Source organism: Desulforhabdus sp. TSK, from assembly GCF_022836495.1.
Taxonomy (GTDB): Bacteria; Desulfobacterota; Syntrophobacteria; order Syntrophobacterales; family Syntrophobacteraceae; genus Desulforhabdus.
Genome location: NZ_BQXM01000016.1, coordinates 66,233 through 82,954, shown reverse-complemented (window position 1 = coordinate 82,954; position 16,722 = coordinate 66,233). Strand labels below are relative to the sequence as shown.

15 protein-coding genes are annotated in these 16,722 nt (G+C 58.6%); 13 read left to right on the top strand and 2 right to left on the bottom strand.

Translation table 11 applies throughout. The features are described from left to right. Positions 1–10: 10 nt before the first annotated feature. From MWC30_RS11300 to MWC30_RS11255, 10 genes are all read left to right on the top strand, one after another. Positions 11–1,486 carry an anthranilate synthase component I family protein gene (locus tag MWC30_RS11300; RefSeq protein ID WP_244084285.1) on the top strand — a complete coding sequence of 492 codons (1,476 nt, stop codon included), beginning with the start codon at positions 11–13 and terminating at the stop codon, positions 1,484–1,486. Positions 1,487–1,556: 70 nt separating this feature from the next. Next, positions 1,557–2,129 carry an aminodeoxychorismate/anthranilate synthase component II gene (locus MWC30_RS11295; protein ID WP_244084284.1) on the top strand — a complete coding sequence of 191 codons (573 nt, stop codon included), beginning with the start codon at positions 1,557–1,559 and terminating at the stop codon, positions 2,127–2,129. A 79-nt stretch (positions 2,130–2,208) separates the two neighbouring features. Next, positions 2,209–3,225: an anthranilate phosphoribosyltransferase gene (gene trpD / locus MWC30_RS11290; protein WP_244084283.1), complete on the top strand. Its 1,017-nt coding sequence runs from the start codon at positions 2,209–2,211 to the stop codon at positions 3,223–3,225. Positions 3,226–3,306: 81 nt separating this feature from the next. Then, the gene (gene trpC / locus MWC30_RS11285) at positions 3,307–4,098 is read left to right on the top strand and encodes an indole-3-glycerol phosphate synthase TrpC (protein WP_244084282.1); all 792 of its coding nucleotides are present in this window, start codon (positions 3,307–3,309) and stop codon (positions 4,096–4,098) included. 37 nt (positions 4,099–4,135) lie between these two features. Next, positions 4,136–4,804, top strand: a complete 669-nt coding sequence (locus tag MWC30_RS11280; RefSeq protein ID WP_244084281.1) for a phosphoribosylanthranilate isomerase — start codon at positions 4,136–4,138, stop codon at positions 4,802–4,804. Between the two features lie 224 nt (positions 4,805–5,028). Then, positions 5,029–6,267, top strand: coding sequence for a tryptophan synthase subunit beta (gene trpB / locus MWC30_RS11275; protein WP_244084280.1), 1,239 nt, complete (start codon positions 5,029–5,031; stop codon positions 6,265–6,267). 16 nt (positions 6,268–6,283) lie between these two features. Continuing rightward, positions 6,284–7,081 carry a tryptophan synthase subunit alpha gene (trpA, locus tag MWC30_RS11270; protein WP_244084279.1) on the top strand — a complete coding sequence of 266 codons (798 nt, stop codon included), beginning with the start codon at positions 6,284–6,286 and terminating at the stop codon, positions 7,079–7,081. A gap of 312 nt (positions 7,082–7,393) precedes the next feature. Then, entirely contained in the window at positions 7,394–9,133 is a 1,740-nt protein-coding gene (locus tag MWC30_RS11265; protein ID WP_244084278.1) for a cation:proton antiporter, read from the top strand. A gap of 216 nt (positions 9,134–9,349) precedes the next feature. Further along, complete coding sequence (locus MWC30_RS11260; RefSeq protein ID WP_244084277.1) at positions 9,350–9,664, top strand: zinc ribbon domain-containing protein; 315 nt, start codon at positions 9,350–9,352, stop codon at positions 9,662–9,664. Positions 9,665–9,787: 123 nt separating this feature from the next. Further along, complete coding sequence (locus tag MWC30_RS11255) at positions 9,788–10,438, top strand: hypothetical protein (protein ID WP_244084276.1); 651 nt, start codon at positions 9,788–9,790, stop codon at positions 10,436–10,438. 69 nt (positions 10,439–10,507) lie between these two features. Here the strand turns inward: MWC30_RS11255 and MWC30_RS11250 are convergent, their stop codons facing one another. Beyond that, complete coding sequence (locus tag MWC30_RS11250) at positions 10,508–11,101, bottom strand: superoxide dismutase (RefSeq protein WP_244084275.1); 594 nt, start codon at positions 11,099–11,101, stop codon at positions 10,508–10,510. Positions 11,102–11,435: 334 nt separating this feature from the next. On the opposite strand from MWC30_RS11250, the gene MWC30_RS11245 reads away from it, so the two are divergent. The 3 genes from MWC30_RS11245 (at position 11,436) to MWC30_RS11235 (ending at position 13,764) form a co-directional block, all read left to right on the top strand. Continuing rightward, complete coding sequence (locus MWC30_RS11245) at positions 11,436–12,170, top strand: basic amino acid ABC transporter substrate-binding protein (RefSeq protein ID WP_244084274.1); 735 nt, start codon at positions 11,436–11,438, stop codon at positions 12,168–12,170. 87 nt (positions 12,171–12,257) lie between these two features. Continuing rightward, the gene (locus tag MWC30_RS11240) at positions 12,258–13,037 is read left to right on the top strand and encodes an amino acid ABC transporter permease (protein WP_244084273.1); all 780 of its coding nucleotides are present in this window, start codon (positions 12,258–12,260) and stop codon (positions 13,035–13,037) included. Beyond that, positions 13,024–13,764, top strand: a complete 741-nt coding sequence (locus MWC30_RS11235) for an amino acid ABC transporter ATP-binding protein (RefSeq protein WP_244084272.1) — start codon at positions 13,024–13,026, stop codon at positions 13,762–13,764. The genes MWC30_RS11240 and MWC30_RS11235 overlap by 14 nt, the downstream gene beginning before the upstream one ends. On the opposite strand, the gene MWC30_RS11230 is transcribed toward MWC30_RS11235, so the two are convergent. Beyond that, positions 13,748–16,666, bottom strand: coding sequence for a DEAD/DEAH box helicase (locus tag MWC30_RS11230; protein ID WP_244084271.1), 2,919 nt, complete (start codon positions 16,664–16,666; stop codon positions 13,748–13,750). The genes MWC30_RS11235 and MWC30_RS11230 overlap by 17 nt on opposite strands. Positions 16,667–16,722 lie beyond the last annotated feature (56 nt).

Sequence of the window (16,722 nt, the reverse complement as noted above, 5' to 3'; positions counted from 1 at the left end):
CAGAGACCCCATGAAACTGAAATTGTTTCCCGAAAAAAAAGAATTTCTGGAATTGGCTGAACGGGGGAACCTCATTCCCGTGTGCCTGGATATCCTGGCGGATACGGAAACCCCTCTCTCGGCCCTGGCCAAGATCTACGACGGCAAGGGTCCGATTTTCCTCCTGGAAAGTGTGGAAGGCGGCGAGCGGTGGGGGCGGTACAGTTTCCTCGGGCTCTCATCCCGTTGCACGGTGCAGGTCTATCGTGAAAAGGTCGTGGTGGAGGAGGGGGGCGTGCAGCGTGAAATGGCGCACGACGGGGATCCCCTGGCGGTGCTCCGTTCCCTCATGGCCGTTTACCGGCCCATTTCCCTGCCGGGACTCCCCCGATTCTGGGGGGGGATGGTGGGCTTTCTGACCTATGAATCCGTTTCGTTTTTCGAAGCCATCCCCAACCAATGTTCAGGGGAGACTCTGCTGGCTCATTTCGTGATCCCGGACCAGCTGTTCATCTTCGACAACATCCGCCACACCCTTTCCCTCGTGGCCTATGCCATGATCGAAGGCCAAGACCCCGGAGCGGCCTATGACGCCGCTCTCGAGACCATCGACGGCATGCAGGCGCTCCTGCGGAACCCTCTGCCCGAGGAGCGGGCAAGTGCGAACTGCCCCTTGAAGCTGGAAGCCCAGCTGGACCCGGAAGCCTTCCGTGGCCAGGTGAGCCGCATCAAGGAATACATCGCCGACGGCGATATCATTCAGGCGGTGCTTTCCCAGTCTTTCGTCTGCTGTCCCGCGCCCGACCCGTGGCTGCTCTACCGGGCGCAGCGCTACGTCAACCCGTCTCCCTACATGTATTTTCTGCACTTCGGAGACTCCGTCCTGGTGGGGTCTTCGCCGGAAACCATGGTGCGGCTGGAAAACGGCGTGGCCACCCTGCGCCCCATCGCCGGCACCCGGCCCCGCGGGCAGACGGAACAGAAGGACCGCTACCTGGCGGACGAGCTCCTGCAGGACCCCAAGGAACGGGCGGAGCACCTCATGCTCGTGGACCTGGGGCGCAACGACCTGGGGCGTGTGGCCGAGGTGGGCACCGTCCAGGTGACGGACCTCATGGTGGTGGAGCGCTATTCCCACGTGATGCACCTGGTGTCCAACATCGTCTGCGACCTGCAGACGGGCTCCGATGCCTGGGATCTGCTCAAGGCGACCTTTCCGGCGGGCACTCTTTCAGGGGCCCCCAAAGTGCGGGCCATGGAAATCATCGCCGAGCTGGAAAAGGAGCCCCGGGGACCCTACGGCGGGGCCATCGGTTACGTCTCGTTTACCGGCAACATGGATCTGGCCATCACCATCCGCACGGCGTGCATCCAGGATGGCCGGCTCACGGTGCGGGCGGGCGCCGGCATCGTGGCCGATTCGATCCCGGAGCGGGAGCGCCAGGAGACGTTGAACAAGGCGATGGCCATTCAGCGGGCCCTGGAGCTGATTTGCAGGAACAAATAGGGGCAATGCAGGCCGCGGGCTCACTGAGATGCCAAAAGAGCCTGCATAAGGGATCTGAAGGGAGGAACCCATGATCGTCATGCTCGATAACTACGACTCGTTTACCTACAACCTGGTGCAATATCTGTTGATGCTGGGTGCAGACGTGCAAGTGTATCGCAACGACAAGATTTCCGTGGAGGAAATACGTTCCATGAGTCCCCGGGGAATCGTCATTTCACCCGGGCCGTGCCGTCCTGAGGGGGCGGGCATTTCCGTTCCCCTCGTCCGGGAATTTTCGGGGAAGGTTCCCCTCCTGGGGGTCTGCCTCGGACACCAGGCCATCGCTGCGGCATTCGGCGGGCAGGTGGTGCGGGCCAGGGAGCTCATGCACGGGAAGGTCTCCATGGTCCAGGCGGACGGCAAGGAAATCTACCAGGGCATTGCCAGTCCCTTTCAGGCCATGCGCTATCATTCCCTGGCCGTCTCCCGGGAGGGCTTGCCCGATTGCCTCCAGGTGACGGCGGAATCCGAAGACGGCGAGGTCATGGGCATTCGCCACCGGGAGCATCCCACGGAGGGGATTCAGTTTCACCCCGAATCCATCATGACTCCGGCGGGCAAACGGCTCCTGCGTAATTTCCTCAACAAGACCAGGGTTTAGAAAAAGAATGGGACGCTGATGGCGCTGACGGGCGCTGACGGGCGCTGAAAAAGAAATCAAAATAAGGGGAAGAATTGCCATGTTTCAGGACAGCCTGCAAAAAATCATCAAGAGACAAGACCTGGATGAAACCGAAATGGCCGACCTCATGACGGAAATCATGTCCGGCAACTGCACGGACGCTCAGATCGGTGCCCTCATCGGCGCTCTGACCACCAAGGGGGAGACCTTCGCCGAGCTGACGGGAGCGGCCCGCGCCATGCGTCGCAAGGCCATTCGGATCCAGACGACGGCCGACACGGTCGTGGACACGGTGGGGACGGGCGGGGACAAGGCCCAAACCTTCAATATTTCCACGACGTCGGCATTTGTGGTGGCCGGCTGCGGCGTGACGGTGGCCAAGCACGGCAATCGTTCCGTATCCAGCAAGTGCGGGAGCGCCGACGTCCTGGAAGCCCTCGGGGTTCGCCTGGATGTGGCGCCGGAGGTTGTGGAGGAAGCCATCGAGCATGTCGGCATCGGCTTTCTCTTCGCCCCCGTTTTTCACGGGGCCTTGCGGTATGCCGCCAAGGCTCGCAAAGAGGTGGCCGTGCGCTCCATTTTCAATATGCTCGGACCCCTCACCAATCCAGCGGGAGCGAACTGCGTGCTCGTGGGGGTTTACGCTCCCGCCCTGACGGAAATGTTCGCCCAGGCCCTGCGCCTGCTGGGGACCCGGCGGGCATTTGTCGTGCATGGGCATGACGGACTGGATGAAATCACCGTGTGCGCTCCGACGCGGATCTCCGAGCTCAAGGACGGCATGATCCGCACCTACGATGTGACCCCGGATCAGCTCCTGGTGAGGCAGGCTCTTCCGGAGGAATTGAGAGGAGGAGAGGCGGCTGAAAACGCGCAAATAACCCAACGGATTCTCGCCGGGGAAAAAGGGCCCAAGCGGGATGTGGTGGTCGTCAATGCTGCCGCGGCCCTCATGGCGGCGGGTGTGGCCGAGGACTTTCCCGAGGGCATCCGCAAGGCGGAAGCAGCCATCGACGACGGTTCCGCAGCCGCCAAGCTGGAAGGCCTTGTGCGCTATACGCGTGAAAATGGTTGAGCATTCGGCATCGTGAGGGGATTTTTTGATGAGGCTTCCCGAGGGATGCCCCTGACTTGAAATGCGGAGAGCGAAATCGCCATGTCACAGGATATTTTGACCAGTATCCTCCAGAAGAAGCAAGAGGAAGTGGAAGCGGCCCGAAGGGCGGTGCCTGAGGTGCAGCTCAGGAAAGAGGCACGGAATCCGAGGGTGCGGCATTCGTTCCTGGAAAAGCTCTCCGCCCCGGGACCCTTCGGAACGAATATAATCGCTGAAATCAAGCGGGGGTCTCCCTCCCGCGGGGCTATGCGTGCGGACCTGGATCCCCAGGCCTACGGGCGGTCTTACGAGCGGGCGGGGGCGGCAGCCATTTCCGTGCTGACGGATAAAACGTTTTTCATGGGCAGCCCCCAGGACCTGAAAGCGGTTCGAGGGGTGGTGGACCTGCCGGTGCTGCGGAAGGACTTTGTGGTTTCCACCTACCAGATCTACGAAGCCGCAGCCTGGGGAGCCGATGCCGTGCTTCTCATCGTGCGGGCCCTCTCGCCGGAATTCCTCAAAGCCGGCATCGAGCTTGCCCGGGAGCTGGGGCTGGACGCCCTCGTGGAGGTGCATTCCCGGGAGGAGCTGGAGACGGCCACGGCCGCCGGGGCTCAATTGGTGGGCATCAACAACCGGGACCTCCGCACATTCCAGACGGACATCCAGACTTCCGTGCAGCTCGCTCGCTTGCTCGAGCCCGGTCAAGTGGCGGTGGCGGAGAGCGGAATCCACACCCGGGCCCAGATCGAGGCGCTTCAAGGAGCGGGGATCTTCAATTTTCTCATTGGAGAGAGCCTGGTGAAGGCGGCCGATCCGGAGCCTGTTCTGAGGCATCTCCTGGGGCGGTGAGATGGAAGAAGGTTTGGAGGAGTCGGAGAAAGCGTTTATGGAGAAGGATAGGACGCCACAGGTAAAGATCTGCGGACTGAAGCGCGTGGAGGAGGCTCTTGCCTGTGTGGAAGGGGGAGCCAGCGCCGTTGGTTGTGTCTTTTACCCCCCAAGTCCGCGCTTCGTGACGGACGAGGAAGCCCGGGCCATCTGCAGGGCCCTCCCGGCGGGGGTCACGGGGGTGGGCGTCTTTGTGAACGAAGGCTTTGCGGCCATCATGGAGAGAGTCGACCGTTGCGGTCTGCGGGGAGTGCAGCTGCACGGCCGGGAAACCCCCGAGCTGGTGCACCGGCTCCTGCACGAAGGGCTGACGGTCGTCAAAGCGGTGTACGTGAATCGAGAGCCGTCCCTGTCTCAAGCGGCATCCTTCGGCGCTTCGGCGTATCTCGTGGAATGTGCAGGAGGCGTTCTCCCCGGGGGAAACGCGCAACAGTGGGATTGGGGGGCTACCCTGGATTTTTCGTCTCACTATCCAACCCTTCTGGCCGGAGGTCTGAATCCTGAAAACGTCATTCAGGCCATTGCCGCGGCTTCTCCCGATGCGGTGGATGTCAGCTCGGGGGTGGAGGCTGTTCCGGGAAGAAAAGACCTCGACAAGGTGAAGCGCTTTCTGGGAGCCGTGACGCAGACCCGTTGCTCCAGAAGATTGCGAAGGATTTTTGAATGAACCGGGGTTTCCTAGCTTCAGTGGATGAGACTCTGGCTCCTTGATGACCTTCTTCTTGATGACCTTGTAGGAGCGGCTTCCAGCCGCGACCGTCTCGGGAGGAAGCCATTTTTGTCGTGGCTGGAAGCCACTCCTACAGAGATCAGCCATACAATCGTTCACAGCACATCCCCACGGGATGCGGAGGTTACAGATTTGGCCGGCAGGCCGAGGAGGATCGATCGATGAACACATCAGCACACGGAGCGGGACAGAGTGCTTCGTTTCAAGGAATTGCGGGAGCTCCCGATAGCAGGGGGCATTTTGGCATTTTCGGAGGGCGTTATGTGGGCGAGACCCTCATGCCCGCGCTGCTGGAGCTGGAAGCCGCCTATACAACCATGAGCCCGCAGCCGGCTTTTCAGCAAGAGCTGCGGGAGCTGCTGCAACACTATGCCGGGCGTCCGACCCCCCTCTTTGCGGCCAGGCGGTTGAGCGCCAAGATCGGCGGGGCAATGATTTATCTCAAGCGGGAAGATCTGGCCCACACCGGTGCGCATAAAATCAACAACACGCTGGGTCAGGTGCTCCTGGCACGGTGGATGGGAAAGCAGAAGGTGATCGCCGAGACGGGCGCTGGACAGCATGGCGTGGCCACGGCGACAGCCGCGGCTCTTTTCGGCATGGAATGCCGGATTTTCATGGGGGAGGAGGACATCCGCCGCCAGGCCGCCAACGTCCAGCGTATGCGGCTCCTGGGCGCCGAGGTGGAATCGGTTTCCTCGGGCACGGGGACCCTCAAGGACGCCATGAACGAAGCCATGCGCTACTGGGTCGGGGCGGTGCGGGACACCTTCTACGTCATCGGTTCCGTGGCGGGGCCCCATCCCTATCCCAAGATGGTGAGGGATTTTCAGCGCGTCATCGGGGATGAGGCCAGGGAACAGATCCTCGCGGCCGAGGGGCGCCTGCCCGAAATGCTTGTGGCGTGCGTCGGCGGAGGCAGCAATGCCATGGGGCTCTTCTACCCCTTCCTCGAGGATCCCGTGGAAATCGTCGGCGCGGAAGCCGCCGGTTTGGGGATCTCCACCGGCAAGCATGCGGCTACGCTGGGTGCGGGGACGGTGGGGGTGCTGCACGGGTCCAAATCGTATGTGCTGCAGGATGAGCACGGCCAGATCCAGGAGGCCCATTCCATTTCAGCCGGCCTGGATTACCCCGGAGTAGGGCCGGAGCATTCGTATTTGAAGGAATCCATGCGCGCCCGCTACGAAGCGGTGACGGACCAGCAGGCCCTGCATGCGTTCCACGAGCTCTGCGCCATGGAAGGGATCATCCCGGCCCTGGAAAGCTCCCACGCGCTTGCCCAGGCCATGATCGAAGCCGCTCGACGTCCCGCCAGGGATATCCTGATGGTGTGTCTGTCGGGGCGGGGAGACAAGGATTTGGGGATTGTTTCGGAGCATATGAAGGCACTACCCTGAAGTGAGAGGAAACGTCGTGAACCGTATAAAGAATACTTTCGAAACATTGCGCCGGAAGGGAGAAAAGGCCCTGGTGGGCTTCGTGAGCGCAGGGGACCCTTCCGTGGAGACATCCCTGGAAATCATTGAAGCCATGTGCCGCGAGGGTTTGGATATTTTGGAGCTGGGCGTGCCCTTCTCCGATCCCACCGCCGATGGGCCGGTCATTCAAAGGTCTTCGGGCCGGGCACTCCAGGCGGGAGCCTATCTTGAAACAGTGCTGGAGATGACGCGGAAGATTCGCCACAAAACGGATATCCCCATCGTGCTTTTCAGCTATTACAATCCCATCCTTGCCTATGGGGCGGCCCGCTTCTATGGGGATGCCGTCGCTGCAGGGGCGGACGGAGCGCTGGTGGTGGACCTGCCGCCCGAAGAATCGGAGGAAATGACTTCCCAGTGGGTGGGAAAGGACTTGAACCTCATTCGCCTGGTCGCCCCCACGACGCCTCCGGACCGCATGTCCGCCGTGGCCGAGGGAGCCTCCGGATTTCTGTACCTGGTTTCCATGACGGGAGTCACGGGAAGCGGCGGATTGGACTTGAAGGAGATTTCCCAGGTGACGGAGACCCTCAGGGAACGCTGCCACGGGATGCCCATCTGTGTGGGCTTCGGCATTTCCACGCCGGAACAGGTAAGGGCCATCGGGGCCCTGGCCGACGGCATCGTGGTGGGCAGCGCCTTCGAGCGGATCATCGAAAGTCACCTAAACGACCCCCAGGTGGCCGGGAAAGTGGGAGACGCCGTGCGTGCCCTCAAGGATGCCACCCGATGAGGGCAATGTTGTTGAGTTATAATTGTTGAGGGTGAAAATCTTCGTTTTTGTAGGAGCGGCTTCCAGCCGCGACTGACTGGTGTCGCGGCTGGAAGCCGCTCCTGCAAAGAGCATGGAGCGACCTGGAAATGTAACTTCTTTGTATGAAAATGTCCTCTCCAAGGCTTTTCATAAAAAAATCAGCAGTATTGCTCGATGAGGGACCGCCTTTGACATCGGGCACCACCCATGGTAGAGAACTCGCCTGTAAAATCCAATGACCGGCGCCAGGGGTTGATTCCTGATCCAAAGGAGGGGTAAGGCTATTCCCGTATGCATGAAGTTGATCTTTTATCGAGTATTGGACTTGCCATTGTTGCTGCGACTTTTTTCGCTCTGCTCGCCAGGGCTCTGAAGCAGCCCTTGATTCTGGCCTACCTTGCGGCCGGCATCGTGCTGGGGCCGAAGATCGGCCTGGGACTCATCAAGGACGAGGCGAGCATCACGCTCATTTCTGAAATTGGGCTCATTCTTCTGCTCTTCATCATCGGCCTCGAGATCGATCTCAAGAAGCTCCTTTCTGCCGGGCGGACCCTGATTGTTTCGGGGCTTTCCCAGTTCGTTCTCTGCGTGGCGCTGGGAATCGGGTTTTTCGCCCTCATGGGCTTCAGCCTGGGGGGAGGCCGGTTCGATGCGCTTTATCTCGCCGTGGCCATGGCGCTCAGCAGCACCATGATCGTCGTGAAGATCCTGTACGACAAGTTCGAGCTCTCGACGCTCCCGGGGCAAATCACCCTGGGGATTCTTGTCTTTCAGGACATCTGGGCGATCCTGTTCTTGTCCCTTCAACCGAACCTCCTGAGCCCGGGCGTATCCATCATTCTGCTCTCCTTTGTGAAAGGCGCGGGACTCGTTCTCCTGAGCCTGGCCGTCAGCAGGTATTTGCTGTCGCACCTCTTTTCCTTCATCGCCAAGATACCCGAGCTCCTCCTGGTCACGGCCATCGCCTGGTGCTTTCTCATCAGCGGCATCGCGGGGGAGTCAGGGCTTTCCAAGGAAATGGGGGCGCTGGTGGCCGGAGTGAGCCTTTCCACATTCCCTTACAATGTCGACGTGATCTCCAAGGTAACCAATATCAGGGATTTTTTCGTGACCCTTTTCTTTGTCGGACTGGGGCTTCAGATTCCCGTTCCAACGGGCTCGCTCTTGGCCCACGCCGCCGTCGCTTCGCTCTTTCTTGTCGCCACGCGATTCCTCTCCGTTTTTTCCGTGCTCTATGTGTTGAAGGAGGGCCTGCGGACGAGTCTCATCACAGCCGTCAATCTCTCCCAGATGAGCGAATTTTCCCTCGTCATTGCATCCCTGGGGCTTACATTCCATCACATCGACCCCCAGGTGGTGGGAATTTTGACCTTTGTCTTTGCCATCACCTCCGTCGCTTCAACGTACATGATTCAATACAACCACGAAATCCAGCTCCAGATCGCCCCGCTTCTGAAGCGGCTCGGCTTGAAAGATATCGACACGGATGCCTCCACGGGGAGGGAGGCCGGGGAAGAGTCCAAAGAGATTGTTTTCCTGGGATTTTACAAGGAGGCGAGCTCGATTTTTTACGAGATGGAGTCCATGAAGGAAGAAAACGGGGCTCCCCTCTCCGGGAAGGTGCTGGTGATCGACTTCAATCCCGAGGTGCATTGTGAGCTCAACAGGCGGGACGTCAAGTGCATCTACGGGGACATTGCCAGCGTGGATACCCTCATGCATGCACACGTGGATCATACCAGGACGTTTGTCAGCACCATCCCCGATTCCATTCTCCGGGGAACGACCAATGAGAGACTGTTGCGCCTTGCGCGGCGCCTTTGCCCGGAGGCTCGGGTCATCGTTGCCGCCGATGCCCTGGAGGAAGCTCTGAATCTTTATCGCCAGGGAGCGGATTTTGTCTTCATTCCGAGGATCCACTCGGCAAGGCTGGTGGCGGAGATCATTGCGGAATCTCTGGGTGGAAGCCTCGATGCCTATCGCGAAAAAGAAATGGCCCACCTTCAGAACCGCAGGGAAGTCCTGAGTTGAGAGTTGTGCTTAGCTATTCGCCATGAGGTATGGTATAAAGCTGAGTCAAGTTCTGGGAGCGCTTCCGTATGAGCAGCCAGAGGAAGGTGGGGCGGGTGGTCCTGCCCGGTGCTTCCAGGAAAGAAACGTATTCCGACCGATGACTTCATTCTTCACAGGGCCTTGTGCGCGGTGGCAGCAGCGCGCCCGGTTCCCTGGCAGTGGAGTGGATGGGCGATGTTTTTCTTTATCGGGGGAATTCAGCCGAAAACCGTGGACCTGGAAGAGACTGCACGTCTGTGCCCCGCCTGTGGGCTGGCCCAGGCGCGGTTGAGGCGCGTGGACCACTATCTGAGCCTTTTCTTCATTCCTCTTTTTCCCGTCAAACGCGGGGAGCCCGTCGTCATCTGTGATCGATGCGGCGCCGTATCCGCGCCCGATGCTCCCTGGGAATCGGTTCCGCCGAAGCCCGCCAGGAGAGATTGTCCTCAGTGCGGATCGGCCCTGGACCCATCATTTAAATATTGTCCCCGTTGCGGAACCCGGATATAGAAGGGTGAATAAGTTTCTGGAATGTGAACCCTGTGGGTGAGAGAAATGAAAACGACTAAAAAGCTCCTTCATTTTCCTACGGTTGCGGAACCGAACATCGAGAGCATTTTTACGGAATTTTTAATGGACCAGCAAATACGGTTGAAAACGCGCTCGTTTCATCGCTACGAGGAAGTGATCGATCTGCTGAGACATTGCCTGAACGGGTACGGTTATCACGAATTGGACAATTCATCGGATATCGCGCTTTACGAAAAGCTGTATTTTCAGAAGAATCGAGAATTCTGCGTCATATTCGGGCCGGACAAAATCCTGCCCTCCCTTTCCAATTTCCTCAATTATTTCATGATACGCAAGGTGATGGCTTCGGAAACACTGCTGCAGGCGACGGGGACCGTCACCAAGAAGCTCATCAAGTGGCTGGAGGAAGGCGGATATATCGATAAAGAATACGCCATGAGGGGATTCCGCATCGCCACCGAGGCGGCCAGAGAACTGCCCGCCGCCGAAAGGCTGGCGCGGCTGCTCTATGAGTTCGCCCAGAAGCATGCCCCCAGGTATTGGACTTCCGAGCTGGATGACTACTTCAACATCGACAAGATCCGCCCGGGCGTTCTGCTCCTTTCAGGCACCGGTTCGTCGGGTATCGTAGAAGTGAGGGTCCCCAAGGACATCACGGACCATTGCCGGGAGGGGTGGCAGGTCAACCTGCTGTTGGGAAAGACCCGCAATGGGTGGTGCATCCTGGAGACGGGAAATGTCTATCCCAGCTGAAGTCACCTGCGGAGGATTCCGCCGGTTCGCTTCAGCAGAATCCTCCCGTCCTTCATACAGGCGGGTTGCCTACTTCAAGCACGAATTCACGAAATCCCAGGAAATGAGTTTATCCACGAAAGTAGTGAGGTAATCGGGTCTTCTATTCTGGTAATCCAGGTAATAGGCGTGCTCCCATACATCCACCACCAGGAGCGGCTTCATCCCCTGCACCATGGGGTTTTCGGCGTTGGGGGTCTTGACGATTTTGAGCTTGCCGTCCGCCAGCACCAGCCACGCCCAGCCGCTTCCAAACTGGGTGACGCCGGCATTCTTGAATTCTTCCACAAATTTTTCGTAGCTGCCAAAGTCGGCGTTGATCTTCTGTGCGATGTCTCCCGTGGGAGCTCCTCCGCCGCCCGGTTTCATGCAATTCCAATAGAACGAGTGGTTCCACACCTGGGCTGCATTGTTGAAGACGCCCGCCTTGGACGCATCCCCCGCGACCTTTTTGATGATGGCTTCGAGGTCCAACTGGGCGAGATCGGTGCCTTCGATGAGCTTGTTGGCGTTGTCTACATAGGCTTTGTGATGCTTGTCATGGTGAAATTCCAGGGTCCTGGCGCTGATGTGGGGTTCCAGAGCATTCTTCGCATAGGGCAGATCGGGTAGAGTGATAGCCATGATACCTCCTTGCTAAAGTGAATGGTTGCTTTAGGGTGGGTCCGTCTTTTGCTCTCGTTTTCGCCTGCATCCGACAATTCTATCTCGATTTGATAATCACTGTTGTATGGAAGCTCAAGAGCGATTCGCAAGAAACTTGTTTTCGATGCCGGATCTTTGAACGCTGTACTGAGCTCTCTTTGCGAGCTGTCTTCCCTTCGAACTTGACATCATCTGCGCGCTCTGCTTATATCGTTTTACCCTGCCACGGCGTAGATCGCTTCCCGGTGAAGTGAAGTTTTCTCAAGCCTTTAAGTTGCCTTATTCAAAAAGCCATCCTCAAGGAGACGAGTCAATGATGAAACGATGTGTATGGGTAGTTCTCGCGGCAATCCTGCTGGCGACCCCGGCTTGGGCCCGAACCCTCGTGGTGGCCCAGGACGCTACCTGGCCCCCCATGGAGTTCATGAATGAACAGAAGGAAATCATTGGCTTCGACACGGATTATGTGCGTGCCGTGGCCAAGGAAGCCGGTTTCGATGTGGTTTTCAAGAATGTGGCATGGGACGGGATCTTTGCCGGCCTGGATGCCGGGCAGTATGATGCCGTTTGTTCCTCGGTGACCATCACCGATGAGCGGAAAAAGGCGATGGATTTCGGCATTCCTTATTTCAAGGTGCGGCAGGCGCTCGTCGTTTCCAAGGACTCCACGGTGAAAACCCTCGAAGAATTGAAGGGAAAGACCGTTGGGGGGCAGATCGGCACGACGGGCTACTTCGCCATCAAAAAAACCGAGGGCATTACGGCCAAATCCTATGACGAGATCGGCCTTGCCATGGAGGATCTCTTCAGCGGGCGCATCGACGGCGTTGTCTGTGACGATCCCACGGCGGCCCAGTATGCCCTCCAGAAGGCGGATTATGCAGCCAGGTTGAAAATCGCCGCCGTACTGGATACGGGCGATGAATACTACGGCATCGCTGTGAAGAAGGGAAACAAGGAAGTCCTCGATCTCATCAACAAGGGGATCGAAGCGGTGCAGGCCAAGGGCATCGACAAGGAGCTCCGCGCCAAGTGGATCGGGCAGTAGGAATTCAGGGGCTTCAGGCGGAAAGGATCCGGCCTTTCCGCCTGAAGCGAACGGAGTCGCGCACAGTGTAAATGCACGGGAAAGCCCATGGAAAAGAAGACCATTGATGTTTCGGATGGTGCGGCGATACCGAGGAAAAAGGATGCCGGGCTCTTTTCCGCCTGGCGCATTTCCTTTGCGGGAGCCTTGATCATCCTCCTCTGCCTGGTTGTTTTCGAGCCGGACCCCTACCTGAAAATCCTCAAGTTTTTGCCTGACGGCATCCTCATCACCTTCGAAGTCACCATTTTTGCCATCATTTTCGCGGTGCTCCTGGGGCTCCTCACGGGGCTGGGGCGTATTTCCAAAAATCCTTTCATCAACGCCGTGGCATCGACTTATGTCGAAGTCGTGCGCGGCATCCCCCTCCTGGTACAGCTCTTCTACATTTATTATGCCCTGGGCCGCTTCGTGCGGCTGCCCGATATGGTGGCGGCCATCATCGCCATGTCTCTATGCTACGGGGCGTACATGGGAGAGGTATTCCGTGCGGGGATCGAATCCATCGACAAGGGGCAGATGGAAGCCGCCCGCTCCCTCGGGTTCAACCGCACCCAGACCATGTTTTACGTGATTCTTCCTCAGGCATGGCGCACAATCCTGCCCCCCGTGGGGAATGAATTCATTGCCCTCCTGAAGGACACCTCCCTGGTTTCCATCCTGGCCGTGGCGGACATGCTGCGCCGGGGCAGGGAGTTTGCCTCGGAAACCTTCACCTATTTTGAAACGTATACCGTCATTGCCCTGGTTTACCTGTTGATCACGCTCCTCCTTTCCAAGATGGTCAGCATCCTGGAAGAAAAGCTGAATTATTATGACCAGTCCTGAGCCCATCATCACCATTGAAAATGTCAACAAGTATTTCGGCCAGTTGAAGGCCCTCAGCGAGGTTTCCCTCCAGGTGCGGCCGGGGGAGAAGGTCGTTATTATCGGCCCCAGCGGTTCAGGGAAGAGCACGCTGCTCCGGACCATCAACCGCCTGGAAGAGATCGACTCGGGGCGTATCATCGTGGATGGGCTGGACGTCATGGACGATAAGAATGATATCAACCGGATCCGGATGGAAGTCGGCATGGTCTTCCAGCGCTTCAACCTCTTCCCCCACAAGACAGTTCTCGGGAATCTGACTCTCGCTCCCATGAAGCTCCGGAAGATAGAACGGGCGGCCGCCGAAGCCAACGGACGGCGGCTTTTACAAAAGGTCGGGATCGAGGAAAAGGCCGCAGTCTATCCCGCAAGGCTTTCGGGAGGGCAGCAGCAGCGGGTGGCCATTGCCCGGGCTCTGGCCATGAATCCCAAGATCATGCTCTTCGATGAGCCGACTTCCGCCCTGGACCCCGAAATGATCGGTGAAGTCCTGGATGTGATGGTCAATCTGGCCCGTGAAGGAATGACCATGGTGGTGGTGACCCACGAAATGGGGTTTGCGCGGGAAGTCGCCGACATGGTGGTGTTTATGGACCAGGGCCAGATCCTGGAGACGGGCCCGCCGGAACATTTCTTCCAGGACTGCCGGCATCCGAGAGCCAGGAAGTTCCTCAGCCAGATTTTGTAGGGCCGCAAATTGGGGGGTCTTTCCATACGACCAGGCTCTCCCTGTCCAGGCAATAGTGAAGGAATTGCTTGAAGCAGGTGTTGGCCGTCAACGCCTCCTCGTTCTGAGGGACCGCCAGGAAGAAAGTTTTACTCCCCACTACGATCAATTTATGCCGGGCGCGAGTGATCGCCACATTGAATCGATGGGGGTTGTTCAGGAATTCACTGGTGACATGGTCCGGATCGGAAGTGGTGATGGAAAAGAGAACCACATCCCGTTCCGCTCCCTGAAGTCGCTCCACGGTGTCGATGACGGGCAGGGAAATTCCCTCGTCTCCCAGGAGCTTCACCAGGCGGCAGGTCATGGCGTTGTTTTGTGCCCGGTGGGGGGAAATCAGTGCCAGGCGGTCGGGACTCACTCCATGCACTGTCATCAGGCGGTGAGCCAGCCGGGTCATGATTTCGACTTCCCTATCCGACTGCTGATGCTGACCACGATGATCAGCCAGCACGAGCACGACGGGCTTTTCAGGATCGAGGATGCGATGGATCAGGTCTCCCGGGCGGTCTTCAGTCCCAAGGGGATGCGTTGAGCCGGCTGGGAAATCCAACCTCAGCCGAGACGCGGCGTTGCCGGGATCGCTTTGAAGCGCTCCGGCATACCACGTGCGGCTTGGAAAGGCGCAAAGCTCGGCATTCATGCGATACGTCCGATCCAGCAGAACGCGATGCTCCGGGCCGTAACGCTCCAGCAGAAACCCCAGGATCGATTGGGACACATCCGGCGAAAACCGTGCTGAAGCGCCTTCGGAACCCAGGGCGGCTGAAGATGCGTCCCCGGGGACTTCTTTGCATTTCTCCTCCCCAACATGCTCGGAATGTTCCAAACAAAATTCCGCGAGATCGTCATGCTGCCTCGTCTTCACTGTCGGGGCCGCCGGCTTTTCATAGCGGCCAAGAACAATGGGGGGCAGCTGCTTCGCGTCCCCGAGAAAGAGAACGTTGCCTTTGCCGTGGATGAGGCTCAGGAGTGCCTGGGGAACCAGTACCTGGGAGGCTTCGTCAAAGACGATCCAGTCGAAAAACGGCTGGAATTCTCCAATTTTACCCTGCAGGAGATTGTAGAGGCCGAAACCGGTGGAGCCCAGAACGAGGTGCCGGCATTGTGAAAGCTCTTCAGACCTGTTCAGGGGCTCCACGCGAATGCCGGGTTCCACGATGCGCCCGTCGAGGCCTTCTCCATGCATTGCGTCGTCCGTTTCTTCCGCTTCCCAACGCCCGAACTTCATGACTTTGGCATGAAATCCTTCCACTTGGTGACGGCTGACCAGCTGCACCAGCTTGTGGAGAACCCCGTCGATGGCCTGGTGGGTCAGAGCGCATACGGCGATGCGGAGGGGCCTTCCCGCATCCCGAGCCTGGAGGATGAGGGCGATGACAATCCAGGCGAGAAGATAGCTCTTGCCGGTGCCGGGCGGCCCCTGGATGAGACCGACTCGCTTCCTGAACGGGAGCTCCAGAGCAGCCTGCTGCGCCGGGTTGAGGCGTGAGACGGGCTCGAAGCGAGTCATCCAGTCTCTCACCCAGCGAAGGCTTTCCCCATCCTGCTCCTCATCCGCGCTGCCTGTGAGCAGCCTGGAGAGGGAATGTCCCATCCCCCCGGAGGACTGCGGGGAGAATAGCGTCTTCACAGCATGCATCAGTTTCGGATGGTTCCAGTCCGTCAAATCTTCTTCCAGCGAATAGGCCGATCTCCGATTCAAGGGCATGCGTCCCTGGCGCGAAAGCAGGGACAGCTTGCCGTCTTGTGGATGGTAGTCTGCCAGGATGACCGGAAACCCCGCCTGGAGGTCCGGCGCACCGACAGGCGACAGTTTGAGGAAATCTCCTTCGCGGAATTTGGAGAGACCGCTTTCGGTCTCCATCTGAAATTCGTACAGGAAACGACCTTCCGGGTCGAGGCGAGTGCCGTGAAAGCTCAACGGTCCCATGGCTCGAAAGCGCTCGACTCTTTCCTGCAGAGAATACTTCTGCAAACTGAGAATGTCCTCCTCCCTCAGTCGGCGCTCCTCCTCGAGAAAATTGAGGTAATGCATTCCGGTTGAGCGATTTCCCGCTGGTCCGGCTTCCCATTCCGTCTTTTTCCAGTCGCTTTGGAGATGGGGTCTCGTCCATTGCCAGATTCTTTCCTGAAGGGCCAGAAACGTTTGAATGGATTGGGCCGCCCGGTTTCGCAGCGTTGCATCCCGTTCCCATTCATCCTGAGGAAAATAGGGCTCCAGGTCCGGGTGAAGGAGACTCTCGGGAGCTCCAGGAAGAACGCTCACATCCTGGCTGTCCGGAACGGAAGGCATCAGGCCGAGCAGTTGAGCGAGGGCAAAGAGCGTCAACCTGCCGGGAGCCGGCAAATGGAAGTGTTGGAGGAGCAGGCGGCGAAGGTCGGTAAAATGGAGTGAACCGGTATCCCGGAGGAACGCGAGGCGGTTGTGCGGTCCCGTTCCTTCTCCCCATTTGTGGAGCTCCCGGCGTGTGTATTCCCCGAAATGAAACAGGTGCGGGCCTTTGCCTCCTTGGACGGCTCTTTCCCAGACCGTCAGGAGCCGGTCTGAAAATGCGTTTCGAACGCTGGCCGACTCACCTGCATTGAGGATCGACCAGCAGGCGCCATCGACGGTTTCCCCACTCTCATGGACGGCCCGGAAGCCCAGGACCCTGGGCTCAGCCGACAGGGGATCTTTGAGGACATGCACAAAAAAGGCGGTGGAAAGATTTGCCGGGAAAAGGCGTGTCTTTGTGGTATGGAGACTGACTGCGTTTGAAAGCAGAGCATCGATTCGCCCTTTGAGACTTTCCCACTGGTGGGGGCCGAACGGGGCATACCGCCCTCCCAGGCGGAGCTCTTGGTCACATGTGTCTCCCATATTCACCCTTTGTGCAAGCTCTTATTATACTGCGAACGGGTAAAATCTTGACTTTT